Source organism: Amycolatopsis suaedae (genome assembly GCF_004214935.1).
GTDB classification, from domain to species: Bacteria; Actinomycetota; Actinomycetes; order Mycobacteriales; family Pseudonocardiaceae; genus Amycolatopsis; species Amycolatopsis suaedae.
This window is the reverse complement of sequence record NZ_SFCC01000008.1, coordinates 245,795-262,713: the sequence shown is the minus strand read 5'-3', so window position 1 is coordinate 262,713 and position 16,919 is coordinate 245,795. Positions and strand designations below refer to the sequence as shown.

At 71.0% G+C, this 16,919-nt stretch carries 17 protein-coding genes; 10 read left to right on the top strand and 7 right to left on the bottom strand.

What is annotated here, in order from left to right; all coding sequences use genetic code 11:
- Window positions 1–61: 61 nt before the first annotated feature.
- Window positions 62–514 (bottom strand): gamma-glutamylcyclotransferase family protein, encoded by a 453-nt coding sequence (locus tag EWH70_RS17680; RefSeq protein ID WP_130476514.1) that lies wholly within the window; start codon window positions 512–514, stop codon window positions 62–64.
- A gap of 88 nt (window positions 515–602) precedes the next feature.
- On the opposite strand from EWH70_RS17680, the gene EWH70_RS17675 reads away from it, so the two are divergent.
- From EWH70_RS17675 to EWH70_RS17650, 6 genes are all read left to right on the top strand, one after another.
- A complete protein-coding gene (locus tag EWH70_RS17675; RefSeq protein WP_130476630.1) occupies window positions 603–2,006 on the top strand; it encodes an NAD(P)H-quinone dehydrogenase in 1,404 nt (467 codons plus the stop codon).
- Window positions 2,007–2,250: 244 nt separating this feature from the next.
- Window positions 2,251–2,787, top strand: coding sequence for a hypothetical protein (locus tag EWH70_RS17670; protein ID WP_130476513.1), 537 nt, complete (start codon window positions 2,251–2,253; stop codon window positions 2,785–2,787).
- Between the two features lie 114 nt (window positions 2,788–2,901).
- Window positions 2,902–3,360 (top strand): hypothetical protein, encoded by a 459-nt coding sequence (locus EWH70_RS17665; protein ID WP_130476512.1) that lies wholly within the window; start codon window positions 2,902–2,904, stop codon window positions 3,358–3,360.
- Window positions 3,361–3,374: 14 nt separating this feature from the next.
- Entirely contained in the window at window positions 3,375–3,950 is a 576-nt protein-coding gene (locus EWH70_RS17660; RefSeq protein WP_130476511.1) for a hypothetical protein, read from the top strand.
- The gene (locus tag EWH70_RS17655; RefSeq protein WP_130476510.1) at window positions 3,940–4,539 is read left to right on the top strand and encodes a class F sortase; all 600 of its coding nucleotides are present in this window, start codon (window positions 3,940–3,942) and stop codon (window positions 4,537–4,539) included. The genes EWH70_RS17660 and EWH70_RS17655 overlap by 11 nt, the downstream gene beginning before the upstream one ends.
- A 105-nt stretch (window positions 4,540–4,644) precedes the next feature.
- Complete coding sequence (locus tag EWH70_RS17650; protein ID WP_130476509.1) at window positions 4,645–5,406, top strand: VOC family protein; 762 nt, start codon at window positions 4,645–4,647, stop codon at window positions 5,404–5,406.
- On the opposite strand, the gene glpK is transcribed toward EWH70_RS17650, so the two are convergent.
- Both glpK and EWH70_RS17640 read right to left on the bottom strand, forming a co-directional pair.
- Complete coding sequence (gene glpK / locus EWH70_RS17645) at window positions 5,375–6,883, bottom strand: glycerol kinase GlpK (RefSeq protein ID WP_130476508.1); 1,509 nt, start codon at window positions 6,881–6,883, stop codon at window positions 5,375–5,377. The genes EWH70_RS17650 and glpK overlap by 32 nt on opposite strands.
- An 18-nt stretch (window positions 6,884–6,901) precedes the next feature.
- Window positions 6,902–7,657 (bottom strand): MIP/aquaporin family protein, encoded by a 756-nt coding sequence (locus tag EWH70_RS17640; protein ID WP_130476507.1) that lies wholly within the window; start codon window positions 7,655–7,657, stop codon window positions 6,902–6,904.
- Between the two features lie 230 nt (window positions 7,658–7,887).
- On the opposite strand from EWH70_RS17640, the gene EWH70_RS17635 reads away from it, so the two are divergent.
- Window positions 7,888–9,621, top strand: coding sequence for a glycerol-3-phosphate dehydrogenase/oxidase (locus EWH70_RS17635; RefSeq protein WP_240687035.1), 1,734 nt, complete (start codon window positions 7,888–7,890; stop codon window positions 9,619–9,621).
- Here the strand turns inward: EWH70_RS17635 and EWH70_RS17630 are convergent.
- A complete protein-coding gene (locus EWH70_RS17630) occupies window positions 9,618–11,048 on the bottom strand; it encodes a class I adenylate-forming enzyme family protein (RefSeq protein WP_130476505.1) in 1,431 nt (476 codons plus the stop codon). The two genes, EWH70_RS17635 and EWH70_RS17630, sit on opposite strands and share 4 nt — an antisense overlap.
- 705 nt (window positions 11,049–11,753) lie before the next feature.
- Here EWH70_RS17630 and EWH70_RS17625 point away from each other — a divergent pair.
- Both EWH70_RS17625 and EWH70_RS17620 read left to right on the top strand, forming a co-directional pair.
- On the top strand, window positions 11,754–12,350 hold the full coding sequence (locus EWH70_RS17625; RefSeq protein WP_130476629.1) for a hypothetical protein: 597 nt from the start codon (window positions 11,754–11,756) through the stop codon (window positions 12,348–12,350).
- On the top strand, window positions 12,347–12,562 hold the full coding sequence (locus EWH70_RS17620) for a hypothetical protein (protein ID WP_130476504.1): 216 nt from the start codon (window positions 12,347–12,349) through the stop codon (window positions 12,560–12,562). Before EWH70_RS17625 ends, EWH70_RS17620 begins: the two co-directional genes overlap by 4 nt.
- Window positions 12,563–12,565: 3 nt before the next feature.
- Here the strand turns inward: EWH70_RS17620 and EWH70_RS17615 are convergent, their stop codons facing one another.
- Both EWH70_RS17615 and EWH70_RS17610 read right to left on the bottom strand, forming a co-directional pair.
- Window positions 12,566–12,952 (bottom strand): DUF1707 SHOCT-like domain-containing protein, encoded by a 387-nt coding sequence (locus tag EWH70_RS17615; RefSeq protein ID WP_130476503.1) that lies wholly within the window; start codon window positions 12,950–12,952, stop codon window positions 12,566–12,568.
- 9 nt (window positions 12,953–12,961) lie between these two features.
- Window positions 12,962–14,737 (bottom strand): acetyl/propionyl/methylcrotonyl-CoA carboxylase subunit alpha, encoded by a 1,776-nt coding sequence (locus EWH70_RS17610; RefSeq protein ID WP_130476502.1) that lies wholly within the window; start codon window positions 14,735–14,737, stop codon window positions 12,962–12,964.
- 108 nt (window positions 14,738–14,845) lie between these two features.
- Here EWH70_RS17610 and EWH70_RS17605 point away from each other — a divergent pair, with 108 nt between their 5' ends.
- On the top strand, window positions 14,846–15,547 hold the full coding sequence (locus EWH70_RS17605) for a hypothetical protein (protein WP_240687034.1): 702 nt from the start codon (window positions 14,846–14,848) through the stop codon (window positions 15,545–15,547).
- On the opposite strand, the gene EWH70_RS17600 is transcribed toward EWH70_RS17605, so the two are convergent.
- Window positions 15,548–16,876, bottom strand: coding sequence for a dicarboxylate/amino acid:cation symporter (locus tag EWH70_RS17600; protein WP_165436309.1), 1,329 nt, complete (start codon window positions 16,874–16,876; stop codon window positions 15,548–15,550). It abuts the gene before it with no gap.
- Between the last annotated feature and the right edge of the window lie 43 nt (window positions 16,877–16,919).

The following is a 16,919-nucleotide window of genomic DNA, read 5'->3' as shown; positions in this document are numbered from 1 at the left end:
CGAGCGCGTCATTCGCGTTCCTGAGCGCGAGACTCGCGTTCCTGAAGGCGAGACTCGCGGGTTAGGGGCCTATGCCTGAGCAGGGGCGGGTGCGCAGGGCCTCGACGTAGTCGGCGGGGGCGCCTGCGGCCTCGGCCGCGTCGGCAAGCACGCCCAGGTAGCGGGCCGAGGGCAGGCCGCCCTCGTAGGCGTCCAGCACGTACAGCCAGGCCAGCACCGAGCCGTCCATCGTCTGGACCCGCAGGCGGATCTTGTTGTGCATGCCCAGCTCACCGCCCTCCCAGCGGTCCAGCTGGGACTCGTCGAGCGGGGTGACGTCGTAGAGGACCACGAACACCCTCGACCCCGGATCCTCGACGATCGTGGCCAGGGCACCCTCCCAGCCCAGGTCCTCGCCGCCGAACGTCAGCCGCCAGCCCTCCAGCCAGCCGGTGCCGGCCATCGGCGAGTGCGGCGCACGCTGCATCATCTGGGCGGGTTCCATATTGGACCCGTAGGCGGCATACAGGGGCACGGGCGACAGCCTAGCGACCCCGTGCCGAACCGGCCCGGCTACGGTGGACGACGTGCCGACCACCACCGGCTCGAGGGAGGAACGACAGGTGACCAGGATCGTCATCATGGGCGGCGGGCCCGCCGGGTACGAGGCCGCTCTGGTGGCCGCGCAGCACGGCGCCGACGTCACCATCGTCGAGCGCGACGGCGTCGGCGGCGCCTGCGTGCTCTACGACTGCGTGCCCTCGAAGACGTTCATCGCCTCGTCCGGCGCCCGGGCCAGCCTGCACGGGTTCGCCGAGCTGGGCATCGCCACCGACCTGGCCGACACCAGCGTCGACCTGCGCACGGTCCACGGCCGGGTGCGCGGGCTCGCGCTGGCCCAGTCCGCCGACATCCGCGCCCGCCTGCAGCGCGACGGCGTCCGCGTGCTGACCGGTGAGGCCCGGTTCTGCGACGACGAGCCGGGCCTGGCCACCCACAAGGTCTCCGTCACCGACCACGACGGCAACACCGAGGTGCTGCCCGCCGACGTCGTGCTGATCGCCACCGGCGCCACGCCGAGGGTGCTGCCCGGCGCCGTGCCGGACGGCGAGCGGATCCTCGACTGGCGCCAGCTCTACGACCTGCCGGAACTGCCCGAGCACCTGGCCGTCGTCGGCTCCGGTGTGACCGGCGCCGAGTTCGCCTCGGCCTACACCGAGATGGGCGTGAAGGTCACCGTCGTGTCCAGCCGCGACCGCGTGCTCCCGCACGAGGACGCCGACGCCGCCGCGGTGCTGGAGGAGGTCTTCAGCCAGCGCGGCACGGCGGTGGTCAAGCACGCCCGCGCCGACCGCGTCGAGCGCACCGAGAAGGGCGTGGCGGTCCACCTGACCGACGGCAGGGTCATCGAGGCCAGCCACGCGCTGATGACCGTCGGCTCGACGCCGAACACCACCGACATCGGACTGGAGACCGTCGGCATCGAGCCGGGCCCGGGCGGGTTCATCACGGTCGACCGGGTGTCGCGCACCAGCGCGTCCGGGATCTACGCGGCGGGCGACTGCACCGGCGTGCTCATGCTCGCGTCGGTGGCCAGCATGCAGGGCCGCATCGCCATGTGGCACGCGCTGGGCCAGGGCGTCGCGCCGATCAAGCTGAAGACCGTCGCGGCGAACGTGTTCACCCACCCGGAGATCGCCACGGTCGGCATCAGCCAGCAGGTCATCGACTCCGGCGAGGTAACCGCTCGCACCATCATGCTCCCGCTGGCGACCAACCCGCGGGCGAAGATGGAGAGCGTGCGGCACGGCTTCGTGAAGCTGTTCTGCCGCCAGGCCACCGGCGTGGTCATCGGTGGCGTCGTGGTGGCGCCGTCGGCCAGCGAGCTGATCCTGCCGATCGCGCTGGCCGTGCAGAACCAGCTCACCGTCGAGCACCTGGCGCTGACGTTCTCCGTCTACCCGTCGATGTCCGGCTCGATCACCGAGGCCGGACGCCAGCTGATGCGGCACGACGACCTGGAGTGAACGCGTGCGGACGCGTGCGGCCCCCGGAGGTTGTCCTTCCGGGGGCCGATTTTTGTCAAGATTGCCGGTTCATTCCGCGATCGTTCCGTTATTTCCGGCGGCAACCTGGGGTGGGGAAATGGCGTCTTTGGGGTGTCGGAACGCTGAAGCGGAAATGATGACTGGGGATTTCTGAACGGCTTCCGCGTTTCAAGCAGAACGCAATTCCAACCGGGGCACTCCCATGTCTTTTTCAGGAGATGAAATGAATCGCAAGAACATCGTCGTGGCCGCTCTCGTCGGCGGAGCCCTGCTGCTGGGGCCAGGCGTCGCCTTGGCGCAGGACGCGGCTCCCGGCAAGACCGGCTTCAGGGTGTCCCCGGTCACCGTGTCGGTCGGTGACACCGTGACCGCTAGCGGGCGTTGCGTCAGTCCGTACAACTTCCTGGTGAATCACCCAGCCGGATTCAGGAAGGTGGCCGACGACTCGACTCACCACGACGGCTGGAAGGACGTGAAGGTCACCTACCGGGTCACCGGCGAGGCCAAGCCCGGCACCCATCAGTTCATGTTGGTCTGCGAGGGTAAGCGGTTGCCGGCCAAGGTGACCGTCAAGGCCAAGGCGCCGGTCACGAAGCAGGCCGCGCCCAAGCAGGTCGCCAAGGTGCCGATCGGCGCGGCCGAGACCGGTGCCGGACCGGAGGACCCGGCCTCCTACACCGGCCTGCTCGCCGGTGCCGGGGCGCTCGCCGTCGTGGGTGGCGGCGTGTGGTTCGCGGCCCGGCGCCGCGAACACGGCTGAGTAACGGTGCCGGCCGCGGGCAACCTCGCGGCCGGCACCGGCGTGTACATCGCAGCGAGGGCACAGGGGAGTGGTCCGGCCGCGCCGGATCCCGCGCGAACAAGGGGAACACCCATGACCATCACCAGACTCACCGCGGCGGGTTTGCTGGCCGGGACACTGCTGCTGACGCCGGCCGCGCTGGCGCAGGCGCCCACCTCGCCGAGCAAGCCGCCGGGGCCGCAGCTGACCGTGAAAGTCAGTCCCAGCAAGGGAAAGCCGGGCACGAAGGTGTCGATCAGCTACGACTGCCAGGTCGAGGGCGCGGCGTGGTACGGCTACCCGTCGTCCGGCGCGATCGACATCAAGTCCAGCCCAGCCTCCGACAAGGCGACCGGCACGGTGAAAAACGTCAAGCCCGGCGAGTACTCCATCGACGTGCTCTGCCAGTACAAGGGCGGCTCCCGCCGCGAGGGCTCGGCCACCTTCACCGTCCTCGGCGCCGAGCAGCTCCAGCCCGCACCGGCCAAGAAGCCCGGCCAGGTCGTGAAGGTGCCTGCCGGGGGTGTGGAGACCGGCGGCGGACCGAAGTGAGAGGGGAGAACACCATGAACATCACCAGAATCACCGCGACCGGTCTGCTCACCGGAGCGCTGCTGCTCGCGCCGGCCGCCGCACTGGCACAGGAGACCAGCGAGCCGAAGCCGCCGCCGGCGCCCAAGCTGAGCGTGAAGGTCAGCCCGGGCACGGGAAAGCCGGGCGCCGCCGTCACGGTCACCTTCAACTGCCAGGTGCCCGGGCAGGCCTGGTACTCCCAGGTGACGTCCACGGCGATCGACCTGAAGTCGGCAGGCACGTCGGACCGGGCCTCCGGCACGGTGAAGGACGTCAAGCCGGGCAAGTACTCGGTCGACGTCACCTGCTCGGCCAGGAACAAGCCGGAGCGTAAGGGCTCGGCCACGTTCACCGTGCTGGGCACCGAGCCGGCCAAGCCGGCCAAGCCGCAGCCCGGCCAGGTCGCCAAGGTGCCCAGCGGCGGGGTCGAGACCGGTTCCGGTCCGGCGGACCCGTCCGCCTACGCCGGCATCGTCGCCGCGCTGTTCGGCGCGACCACGCTCGCCGTGGCGGCCGGCGTCGGGGTGTACGCCTACCGCAGGCGCAAGAACGACTCGAATGTCCATTAGGGACTGGGGGTCGGTCCGGCTGGTGGCCGCCCTGCTCGCCGCGCTGGCGCTGGTCGCGGGCTGCGGCGGGGCGGGCGCGCCACCAGCCGCGCCGGCACCGGCCCGACCGCCCGCGACCGGCGCGCCGCCGGCCGGGATGCCCAAGGCCGAGCCCGAGTCCATCGACATTCCGCGGATCGGCGCACACTCGACGCTGGTCGGGCTGGGGCTCAACGCCGACAACACCGTCCAGGTCCCGCCGGTCACCGAGCCCATGCAGGCGGGCTGGTACACCTACGGCCCGACGCCGGGCGAGGTCGGTCCGGCGGTGGTGCTCGGCCACGTCGACGGCAACAAGCAGAAGGGCATCTTCTTCCGCCTGCACGAGCTGGTCCCCGGTGACGAGGTCACGATCAGCCGCAAGGACGGCACGGTCGCGCGGTTCGTCGTCGACCGGGTCGACCAGGTGGCCAAGAAGGAGTTCCCGACCGACGCCGTCTACGGCGACACCGACGCACCGGAACTGCGGTTGATCACCTGCGGCGGCAGTTTCGACCGTGACGCCCGCAGTTATCGCGACAACGTGATCGTCTACGCAAAGTTGACCTGAATTCACCCACTCGGGTATTCAACCAACCGCAACTGATTCTTCTCCGGGAATCGCGGCCGGTGGTGGCAGACTCGGGGGCCTCCCGCGACGACTGGAGTCCCCGCGATGGCGTCGAGCGCCGAGACCGCTTCGGGCACGCCCTGCTGGGCAGGGCTGACGGTCCCTGACCGCGAGCTGGCCGCCGGGTTCTACGGGCCGCTGCTGGGCTGGGAGTTCGGCGAGTACGACGACGGCGACGCCGTCCACCTGGTCTGCACCCTCGGCGGCCTGCCCGCCGCGGGGATCTCGCAGGGGCCGGACACCCTCTGGACGACCTACCTCGCCGTGCCCGACCTGGCCGCCGCCGCGGCCAGGGTCGGCCCGGCGGCGGGCAGCATCCTCGTCCCGCCGCGAGACGTCCCCGGGGGCAGCCTGGCCGTGGCCGTCGACCCGGCCGGCGCGGCGGTGGGCCTCTGGCAGCCCGCGGGCCCGCCGGTGGCGACCGGCACGGGGGCGATGGCCTGGAACGAGTGCCTCACCGACGAGCTCGACGCCGCCGTCACGTTCTACACCGGCGTGTTCGGCTACGGCACGATCGACATGTCGGTCCCCGGCTTCCGCTACCTGGGCCTGACCACCGGCGGCGAGCCGGTGTGCGGGCTGGGTGAGCTGCCCGCCGACACGCTCGGCGAGGTGCCGGCGCACTGGGTGACCTACTTCTCCGTCGCCGACGTCGACGTGGCGACGGAGAAGCTGGCCTCCCTGGGTGGCCGGATGCTCGTTCCCCCGTTCGACGACGCTCAGGGGTCACGTCTGGCCGTGGGCGCCGACAACCAGGGCACGATGCTCGGGCTGGTCAGTCCTCCACCCAGTCGAAGGTCTTGGTGACCGCCTTCTTCCAGTTCCGGTACTGCTTCTCCCTGGCCTGCTCGTCCATCCCCGGGTCCCACTGCTTGTCCTGGGCCCAGTTGTTGCGGATGTCGTCCTCGCTCGCCCAGAAGCCGACGGCCAGCCCGGCGGCGTAGGCGGCGCCCAGTGCCGTGGTCTCGTTGACCACCGGGCGGATCACCGGCACGCCGAGGATGTCGGCCTGGAACTGCATCAGCAGCTCGTTGACGACCATGCCGCCGTCGACCTTCAGCGACGTCAGCGCGACGCCGGAGTCGGCGTTCATCGCGTCGATCACCTCGCGGGTCTGGAACGCCGTGGCCTCCAGCACCGCCCTGGCCAGGTGGCCCTTGTTGACGAACCGGGTCAGCCCGACGATCGCGCCGCGGGCGTCGGAACGCCAGTACGGCGCGAACAGGCCGGAGAACGCGGGCACGAAGTAGGCGCCGCCGTTGTCCTCGACCGAGCGGGCGTGCTTCTCGATCTCCGCGGCCGAGCCGATCATGCCCAGGTTGTCCCGCAGCCACTGCACCAGCGAGCCGGTGACGGCGATGGAGCCCTCCAGGGCGTACACCGTGTCGTTCGACCCGATCTTGTAGCAGACCGTGGTGAGCAGGCCGTTGTCCGAGAGGACCTTCTCCGTGCCGGTGTTGAGCAACACGAAGTTACCGGTGCCGTAGGTGTTCTTCGCCTCACCGGGTGAAAGACATGCCTGACCGAACGTAGCCGCCTGCTGGTCGCCGAGGATGCCCGCGATGGGCACGCCGCCCAGCGCACCACGCTCGCGGACCTTGCCGTACTCCTCCGACGACGACCGGATCTCCGGCAGCATCGACAGCGGAACGCCCATGTCCGCGGCGATCTCGCTGTCCCAGGACAGCGTGTCCAGGTCCATCAGCAGGGTGCGCGAGGCGTTGGTCGGGTCGGTGACGTGCACGCCACCCTCCGGCCCGCCGGTCATGTTCCACAGCACCCAGGTGTCCATGTTGCCGAACAGCAGCTCACCGTTCTCGGCCCGCTGCCTGGCGCCGTCCACATTGTCCAGGATCCACTTGATCTTCGGCCCGGAGAAGTACGTGGCCAGCGGCAGGCCGGTCTTCGCGCGGTAGCGCTCCTGCCCGCCGCCCAGCGCGCCCAGCTCGGCGACGATCTTGTCGGTGCGGGTGTCCTGCCAGACGATCGCGTTGTACACCGGCTTGCCGGTGGCCTTGTCCCACACCAGCGTGGTCTCCCGCTGGTTGGTGATGCCGACGGCGGCGATGTCGCCCGCGGTCAGGTCGCCCTTGGCCAGCGCGCCTGCCGCGACGGCCCTGGTGTTCTCCCAGATCTCCTCGGCGTTGTGCTCGACCCACCCGGCCTGCGGGAAGATCTGCTCGTGTTCGCGCTGGTCGACGGCGACCACCCGGCCGGAGTGATCGAAGATCATCATCCGGGTCGAGGTGGTGCCCTGGTCGATGGCGGCGACGTAGGAGGTCATGCGTTCTCCCTGTGGTTATCAGGCGGCTACAGGCATGGCGAGGTAGAGCAGCGCGGCGAGCGCACCACCGGCGAGCGGGCCGACGACCGGGACCCACGAGTAGCCCCAGTTCGGGTTGGCCTTGCCGCGGATCGGCAGGATGAACGCGTAGGCGATGCGCGGGCCCAGGTCACGGGCGGGGTTGATGGCGTAGCCGGTCGGCCCGCCCAGCGAGGTACCGATCACCAGCACGACGAACGCGACACCGGCGTAGCCCAGCGCGGCGTTGCCGAACGTGGGGACGCCGTCCGGCCCCATCTTGTAGTTGGCGGCGAACAGGATCCAGGCCACGAGCACGAACGTACCGATGATCTCGGTCACCAGGTTCCACACCTTGTGCGGAATCTGCGGCGCGGTGGAGAAGATGCCCAGCGTGTTCTCCGGCTCGGGGTGGTCGTCGAACTGCAGCTTGTAGGCGGCCCAGCACAGCGTGGCACCGACGATGGCGCCGACCATCTGCGCGAGCATGTAGATCGGCACCTGCGACCAGGGAACCTTCTCCGGGTCGGCGATCGCGAGCCCCAGCGTGACCGCCGGGTTGAGGTGCGCGCCGGTGGGCGCGGCGATGCTGGCGCCGGTGAACACCGCGAACGCCCAGCCGAAGTTCACGAACAGGAAGCCCGCGTTGTTGCCGTTGTTCTTCCGCAGCACGTTGTTGGCCACAACACCGTTGCCGAGCAGGATCAGCATCGCGGTGCCGATCAGCTCCCACAGGAAAATCTCGCCAGCAGCCATCTCATCCCTCCACAACGGACGTTCTCTGCGCAGGGTGCCTCCCGGCGTGCCACGGCGCCGCTGCCGCCCCACGATCGGGGGAACGTTACTAGTTGGTACACGATCATTCCAATGCACTGAACGCCGCAATTTCGACACGAACGAGCGCTTCGCCACACGACCCCCGCTCCGGCGGGGGTCGACTCGCCAAACGTGCGATGCTGGAGGTCCTGGCGAAAGGAGGACCTGCGGTGCCTAAGCAGGATGGGAACTCGGCTCGATTGGGCCCGGACGCGCGCGAGGACTCCTGGCGACGGCTGTCGGAGGAGACCTACGACCTGGTGGTCATCGGGGGCGGTGTCGTCGGCGCCGGTGTCGCGCTGGACGCGGCCACCCGCGGCCTGCGGGTCGCGCTGGTGGAGGCCCGGGACCTGGCGTCGGGCACGTCGAGCCGGTCGAGCAAGCTGTTCCACGGCGGGCTGCGGTACCTGGAACAGCTGGAGTTCGGCCTGGTGCGGGAGGCGCTGCGGGAGCGGGAGCTGATGCTCACCCGGCTGGCGCCGCACCTGGTCAAGCCCGCCCCGTTCCTCTACCCGCTGACCAAGCGGGTGTGGGAGCGCCCGTACACGGCGGCCGGGTTGTTCCTCTACGACCACATGGGCGGGGCCCGGTCGGTCCCCGGCCAGAAGCACCTGTCCAAGGCCGGAGCGCTGCGGATGGTGCCTGCCCTCAAGCGCGGCGCGCTAATCGGCGGCATCCGCTACTACGACGCGCAGGCCGACGACGCCAGGCACACGATGATGGTGGCCCGCACCGCCGCGCACTACGGCGCGGTCATCCGGACGTCCACCGAGGTCGTCGGGTTCCTGCGGGAGGCGGACCGGGTGTCCGGCGTGCGGGTCCGCGACGTCGAGGACGGGCGGACGACCGAGGTCCAGGCCAGCGTGGTGATCAACTGCGGTGGCGTGTGGACCGACTCGCTGCAGTCGCTGTCCGGCACCCGCGGCCGGTTCCGCGTGCGGGCCAGCAAGGGTGTGCACATCGTGGTCCCCAGGGACCGGATCGTGTCCGAGGCCGGGTTGATCCTGCGTACCGAGAAGTCCGTGCTGTTCGTGCTGCCCTGGGGCAACCACTGGATCGTCGGCACCACCGACACCGACTGGAACCTCGACCTGGCCCACCCAGCGGCCACGCAGAAGGACATCGACTACATCCTCGAACACGTCAACCGCGTGCTGGCCACGCCGCTCACCCACGACGACATCGAGGGCGTCTACGCCGGCCTGCGGCCGCTGCTGGCCGGGGAGAGCGAGGAGACCTCGAAGCTGTCGCGGGAGCACGCGGTGGCGCGGGTCGCGCCGGGCATGGTGGCCATCGCGGGCGGCAAGTACACGACGTACCGGGTGATGGCGGCCGACGCCGTCGACGCCGCGGGATCGGACCTGCGGGGCAGGCTCCGGCCGTCGATCACCGACAAGGTGCCGCTGCTCGGCGCCGACGGCTACCACGCGCTGGTCAACCAGACCGACCACCTCGGCGCGCGGTACGGGCTGCACCCGTACCGCGTCCGGCACCTGCTCAACCGCTACGGCTCGCTGGTGCACGAGGTGCTGGCGCTGGCCGACGGGCGGCCCGAGTTGCTCAAGCCGATCGAGGAGGCGTCGGACTACCTGGCCGTCGAGGCCGTCTACGCGGCCAGCCACGAGGGCGCGCTGCACCTGGAGGACGTGCTGGCGCGGCGTACCCGCATCTCCATCGAGTACCCGCACCGCGGCGTCGCCTGCGCGGCGCAGGTCGCGCGGCTGGCCGGTGAGGTGCTCGGCTGGTCGGCCGAGGACATGGCCCGTGAGGTGGAGGTCTACACCGCCCGGGTGGAGGCCGAGCGGGCGTCGCAGACCGAGCCCAGCGACGAGGCCGCCGACGCCCGCCGGCTGGCCGCGCCGGAGGCCCGCTCCCGGCTGGGCGAGACGGTGGCCCGCGCCTAAGCGATACCGCGGGGGCAGTCCGCCCAGAACGGGGCCCGCAGGGCTTTCTTGTCGACCTTGCCGACCGGCGTGAGCGGCAGGGAGGCGGCGAAGTCCACCCCCGCGGGCACGAAGTGCTCGCCACCCAGCTCGGCGCGGACGTGGGCGCGCAGGGCGGGCCCGTCCGGTGTGCCCACGGGTACCACCGTGGCGTGTACCAGCTCGCCCTCGCCGCCGGGGCCGGGCACGCCGAACACCGCGGCCTGCCGCACGCCGGGATGGGTTGCCAGCGCGGCCTCCACGATCGCCGGGTACACCTTCGTGCCGTGCTCGCCGGTGACGATGACGTCGCCGGCCCGGTCGAGCAGGTACAGGTAGCCCTCGTCGTCGAACCGGCCGATGTCGCCGGTACGCAGCCAGTCGCCGGCGAACGCGGCGCCGTCACCGCCCGCGTGGTAACCGTCCATCAGCGACAGTCCCTGGACCAGCACCTCACCGGCCTGGCCGGGCGGCAGCTCGGCCAGGTCCGGGCCGACGACCTTGGCCGCCATGCCGGGCACGATCCGGCCGACCGACTCCAGCCGTTCCGGCCTGCCGTCGACCTCGGCGGCGGTGATGGTGGCGATCATCGGCGCCTCGGTGAGCCCGTAGCCCTGGCCGACGATGGGCCCGAACACCTCCAGCGCCCGTGCCCACCGCCGTGGCGGCAGCGGGCTGGCGCCGAGGAACACCGCGCGCAGGCTGGACAGGTCGGTGCCGGGCAGCGCGGGGTGATCGAGGACGGCCGCCAGCCGCGGCGGGGTCAGGCTGATCCGGGTGATCCGCTCGGTCTCGATCGCCCGCAGCACCGCGCCGGCGTCGAACCCCTCGTGCAGCACGATCGTGTCGCCGGACAGCAGTGCGCCCAGCGCGGTGGCGTTGCCGGTCAGGTGGGACAGCGGCGCCACCTGCAGGATCCGGTTCGGCCCCGCCGGGTCGGGGCGGAAGATCTGCGCCATGCCCTCGTAGGTTCCGCCGTGGCGGATCAGCTTGGGCGTGCCGGTGGTGCCGCCGCTGCCGAACACGGTCCGCACCGACGGGGGCACGGTGACCGGCACATCCGGGCCGCCGGACAGCTCGTCCGGATCGCTGATGACCAGGTCCGCCCCGGCGGTGTCGAGGGCCGACCGCCGGTGCGCGGTGCTCGCCGACGCGGCGACCAGCAGCACGGTGGCCCCGCGCAACTGCGCGGCGATCTGGGTCAGCAGGGTCTCCGGCCGGTTGCCGCCGAGCACGGCGACCGTCGACTGTGGACCGACGTCACGGGCGGCGAGCGCGGAGTGCAGCCGGAGCAGCAGTTCGCCGGTGTCCTCGTAGGACAGATCGGCGCCGTCGTGGCGGAACGCGACACGTCCGGCGTAGACGTCGGGCAGGGCCAGCAGCCGGGTCAGGAACGCGCTCGCGGGCATGCCTCACTCTCGCGCATCCCGGCGCCGGCCGCCACGTGCCCTGCCTCACCCGCCCGGTAAAGCACGTGAAGGCACCTTCATTACGTGAGACGTCAGGGGCCCGGCGAAGTCCGGGGTGCGGCAGGACGCGGTGGGTGGTCCCGAGCGCAGAAGTCGCGGTCCGGAACGCAGAACTCGTGTGCGTGAATGCAGAACTCATGATGTGGACGCCGGTTCTCACGTGGTGCCGGTCGCCCGCGTGAACGGCCCGCCCGCGCGAGTCGTCCGTTCCGGACCCGCGAGTTGTCCGTTCCCGCCCGGCTGGTTCCACTGTCCGGCACGCCGGTTCCAGATCGCGAGACGTGGGCTTGGGGTCAAGCTCGTGAAGGCCACCTTCATTACGTGTGACGTGGTGATGGTGGCCTTCACGTGCTTTGGTGCTTGCTGGGGTTGTCTCGTTCGTGGTGGCTGGTGGGGTGGTTGTGGTGTTGGAGGCTGGTGGGGCGGGTGTGCCGGGGTGAGGGCGGATGTGGTGGCGTCTGATGCCGTGAAGGGGGCCCTCACGGCAACCGCCCACGACTCTGGACTTTGCCGGGCCCTGACGTCAGACGTAATGAAGGTGGCCTTCACGAGCTTCGGGGCCTCACCCGGTCCTCCGAAGTGATGACCCGCATCGGCACCTTCCGCCGACGCCGGGACCCGCGGGTTCCGGCGATGCTGGTCGCCATGGACAGGATCTTCGAGTTCATCGCCGAGAACCCGATGGCCGTGGTGATCGCCGCGGGGGAGATCGGCTTCTGGGTGTGCATCGTGCTGGGCCTGGTGGCCCGGTACGTGTTCCGGCTGCGGCGCACCAGCGTCGTGTTGCTGGCGCTGACGCCGGTCATCGACGTCGGCGTCCTGGTGGCGACGATGATCGACCTGTCCGGTGGGGGACAGGCCGGCTTCGTGCACGGCCTGGCGGCGGTCTACCTCGGCTTCAGCGTGGTGTTCGGCCCCAGCATGATCCGCTGGGCCGACGTGCGGTTCGCGCACCGGTTCGCGGGCGGCCCGGCGCCGGTCAAGCGGCCCAAGGGACGCGCCGAGCGGCTGAAGATCGAGTGGCGGGAGTGGGGCAAGTGCCTGGCCGCCTGCGGGCTCGCGGCGGCGGTGATGGCGCTGCTGATCTTCGTGGTCGGCACGCCCGAGCAGACCAGGGGACTGTGGGCCGACGGCGGCTGGCTGCCGCGAATGGGCATGGTCGCCGGGATCTGGTTCCTCGCCGGGCCGTTCTGGGTGATGACGTCGAAGAAGCCGAACGAGCGGGAAAGGGTCAGCCAATGAAGGAAATCATCGGGATCATCCTGATGGTCCAGGGAATCGGCGGGTTCATCAACCGGGTCGCCGAGAGCACGTCCAAGTCGTGGTTCGTCCAGCTGCACATCCTGCCGGACGGCATGCACATCGTCGCCAGCGTGCTGATGGCGGTGCTCGGTGCGGGTCTGATCATCGCCGACATCGCGGCGAGCAGGAAACGCAAGCGCGTGGGGAACTGACCTTCAGCGGGGCTTGCCACGCAGGCTCATCAGCAGGATGGCGATCGCCGGCAGCAGCAGGATCGGCCAGAAGCCCCGCAGCACGGTCAGGAACAGCAGCACGCCGAGCACCGCGGCGACCGGCACCGTGAGGTTGCCGAGCAGACCGCCGCCGCGCCGTACCGGGGGTGGCGCGGCGGCCGGGCGCGTCAGGGCGTCGAGCACGGCGGGCCGGGGCGCGGGGAGGTCGGCGAACAGCGGGATGAGATCGCCGCTGGTCCTGGCCACGCTGACCCGGGCCGACCGCTCGGCGAACTCGTCGACGTCGAGCCTGCCGGTGCGGACGTGCTCCTCCAGCGCGTCGAGGGCGTCCTGGCGTTCGGCGTTGCTGAGCCGGTACGCGGGATCCACGCCTCCAGCCTACGTGGCGTCCTTCAGCTCCAGCAGCGTCGAGCCCTGCGTCACAGCGGCGCCGACCTCGGCCGACAGCCCGGTCACCGTGCCCGCCTTGTGGGCGGTGACCGGGTTCTCCATCTTCATGGCCTCCAGCACGACGACCAGCTCACCGGCCTCGACCCGCTGGCCCTCCTCCACGGCCACCTTGACGATCGTGCCCTGCATGGGCGCGGTCACCGCGTCGCCGCTCGCGGCGGCCTTCGTGCCACCGCGCTTGCGGGGCTTGGCCTTCGCGGCGTTGCCGCCCGCGGCGGGGGCGCCCAGGCTCAGCGACCCGGGCAGGGACACCTCCAGCCTGCGGCCGCCGACCTCGACGACGACCTGCTGCCGCGGTTCCTCCTCGGATTCCCCTGCCTCGCCGGTGAACGGCTCGATCCGGTTGTCGAACTCGGTCTCGATCCAGCGGGTGTGCACCGAGAAGCCCGACTCGTCGCCGACGAACGCCGGGTCCCGCACGATCGCGCGGTGGAACGGCAGCACGGTGGCCATGCCCTCGGCGACCATCTCGTCGAGCGCGCGGCGGCTGCGCTCCAGCGCGTTGGTGCGGTCCGAGCCGGTGACGACCAGCTTGGCCAGCATCGAGTCGAACTGGCCGCCGATGACGCTGCCCGCCTCGACACCGGAGTCGACCCGCACGCCGGGCCCCTCCGGGAAGACCAGCCTGGTGACGGTGCCGGGGGCGGGCAGGAAGTTGCGGCCGGCGTCCTCGCCGTTGATCCGGAACTCGATCGAGTGCCCTCGGGGCTCCGGGTCCTCGGTCAGCCGGAGCTTCTCGCCCGCGGCGATGCGGAACTGCTCGCGCACCAGGTCGAGTCCGGTGGTCTCCTCCGACACCGGGTGCTCGACCTGCAGCCGGGTGTTGACCTCCAGGAACGAGATGGTGCCGTCCACGCCGACCAGGTACTCCACCGTGCCGGCGCCGTGGTAGCCGGCCTGCTTGCAGATGGCCTTGGCCGAGGAGTGGATGGTGGCCCGCTGCTCGTCGGTCAGGAACGGTGCCGGTGCCTCCTCGACGAGCTTCTGGTGCCTGCGCTGCAGTGAGCAGTCGCGGGTGCCGACGACGATGACGTTGCCGTACTGGTCGGCCAGCACCTGCGCCTCGACGTGGCGCGGCCGGTCGAGGTAGCGCTCGACGAAGCACTCGCCGCGGCCGAACGCGGCGACCGCCTCGCGGGTGGCCGACTCGAACAGCTCGGGGATCTCCTCCAGCGTCCTGGCGACCTTCAGGCCCCTGCCGCCACCGCCGAACGCCGCCTTGATCGCCACCGGAAGGCCGTGTTCCTCGGCGAACGCCACGATCTCGGCGGCGTCGGCGGCCGGTTCCTTCGTGCCGGGCACCAGCGGGGCACCGGCCGCGGTGGCGATGTGCCGCGCGGTCACCTTGTCCCCGAGGTCGCGGATGGCCTGCGGGCTCGGCCCGATCCAGGTCAGCCCGGCGTCGATGACGGCCTGGGCGAAGTCGGCGTTCTCGGACAGGAAGCCGTAGCCGGGGTGCACGGCGTCGGCGCCGGACCGGGCGGCGACGTCGAGCAGCTTGCCGAAGTCGAGGTAGCTTTCGGCGGCAGTACTGCCGCCCAGCGCGAACGCCTCGTCCGCCAGCCGGACGTGTGGCGCGTCGCGATCCGGATCGGCGTAGACGGCCACGCTGCCGAGCCCGGCGTCCTTCGCCGCTCGGATGACGCGGACGGCGATCTCCCCGCGGTTGGCGACCAGAACCTTGCTGACCGGTGCATCGGGCACGGGTACCTCCTCGTACTTCCGAGTAAGTCTAGGCACTGTCGCCCGAGGCGGCCTTGAGAAACGCCTCACGTTGTGCGGTCCCTCGGGAAGCTCGCTTACGCTCGCGGTGTGCGAAGAAGGGTTCCGCTACCGGCGACGGTGCTGGTCACCGCCGTTGTCGCCATGCTGGTCGCGGTGGGTGCCGTGGTGACGGCCGTGGTGCTGCGGCCGAAGGCGGAGCCCGCGCCTGCCGCCGTCCCGGCCGCGGCGGGCGGCTCGGCGACCGTGACCTGTGATGGCGGGCCGTGTGTCGTGCTGGCATCCCGGCAGGCCAAGGGGGAGACCGTCGAGTTGCTCGCCGACGCCGCGGGCGGCAGCGGCAAGATCCGCTTCGGCGGGACGGGCTCGGACATCGTGCTGGAAACGTCGATCACCGTCATGGGCGCCCGGCTGCGGCAGGACTCGCTGGAGTGCGTCGACGGGCCGACCGCCGCGTGCCTGGTGCGCGGGCCCGTCGACGGCGGGATGCTCGGCGAGGTCCTGGTGGCCAGGGCGGACATCTGGCGGCCGGCCGAGCAGCCGTACTTCGCCGACGGAAGCCGGATCGTGCTGGCCCAGGTCGTCGACGACGACACCCCGGAGGTCATCGTCGTCCGGCACGTCTGCTCCGGCGCGGCCACCGACTGCCAGCGGGACCCGGTGGTCGCCGCGGTGTACCGGCTGGGTGCCGACGAACCCGTCGGCTGCACCCGCCGCTACAGCGTCCCGGCACAACTGCGGGGGTGGCCCGACGTGCGGGTCACCCGCGGTGAGCTGCGGCAGTGCCCGTGATCAGGCGAGCTGCGGCTTCGCGCCGGTGTCGCTGAGCAGCGGCGGGGCGCTCGGGGTCCGCAGGACGTCGTCGTCGAGCAGGCCCTCACCGCGGGCGACGATCGCCGGAACCACGATCTGCCCGGCCACGTTGGTGGCGGTGCGGGCCATGTCCATGATCGGGTTGACCGAGTAGATCAGCGCCAGCCCCAGCGCGACCTGCTGCGGGGCGAGACCGATCAGGCCGGTGGTCAGCGTCAGCGCGGTGAGCCAGCCGGTGGTCCCGGCCGTGGCCAGCGCGCCGAAGATCGCCACGAACACGATGCCGACGTACTGCCAGATGCTCAGCGTCACGCCGGAGATGTTGGCGATGAAGATCGCGCCGATGGCCGGGAACACCGCGGCGCAGCCGTCCATCTTGGTGGCGCTGGCCAGCGGGGTGGCGAACGCCGCGTAGCCGGGGTTGACCCCGAGGTTCACCGCGGACTGCCTGGTCAGCGGCAGGGTCGCGGCCGAGGACTGGGACACGAACGCGAACTGGATCGCCGTCCACGCCTTACCGAAGAAGCGGGCGGGGGAGATCTTGGCGACGAACTTCAGCAGGATCGGGTAGACCACGAACAGCACCAGCGCGCTGCCGATCCACACCGCGCCGGTCAGCCAGGCGAGCGCGCCGAACAGGGCGTCGCCGTACTGCGCGACGGCGGCGCCGATCAGGCCGAGCACGCCGATCGGGGCCAGCCGGACGATCCAGCCGAGGTAGCGCTGGACGATCTCGAACAGGCTCTCGGCCAGGTCGACGAACGGCTTGGCGCGGTCACCGAGGCTGTAGGCGGCGGCGCCGAACAGGATGGCGAGGAACAGCACCTGCAGGGTCTCGCCCTCGGCGAAGGCGGCGACGAAGTTCTGCGGCAGCAGCCCCTCGATGAACGCCGTCCACGACCCGCCGGTGGCCTCGGCCGCCCGCTGCGTGTTGCGTGCGGTCGCCTCGGCCGCGACCCCGCCGCTGCCCGGGTTGACGATCTTGCCGATGGCGATGCCGATCAGCACGGCGATGAACGATGTGGTGGCGAACCAGAGAACGGTTTTGCCCCCCAGCCGGGCGGCGGTTTTGCCGCCACCGAGGTTTCGCAGGCTGTTGATGCCCACCACGATCGCGGTGAACACCAGCGGGATGACCGCGATCTGCAGCAGGGTGGTGAACACCGTGCCGATCTGGTCGAGGGTGGTGGTCAGCCAGGAGGCGCCGGTGGTCCTGGCGACGATGCCGAGGACGGCGCCGACCACGAGCGCGCCGAGGACCGCCCCGGCGAACACTCCCGGCTTGCTGTAGGTCCGTACGAAAGACACGGCTCGCTCCGAAGGGGGTGCAGGATTTGTCTTGTGCCGAGCA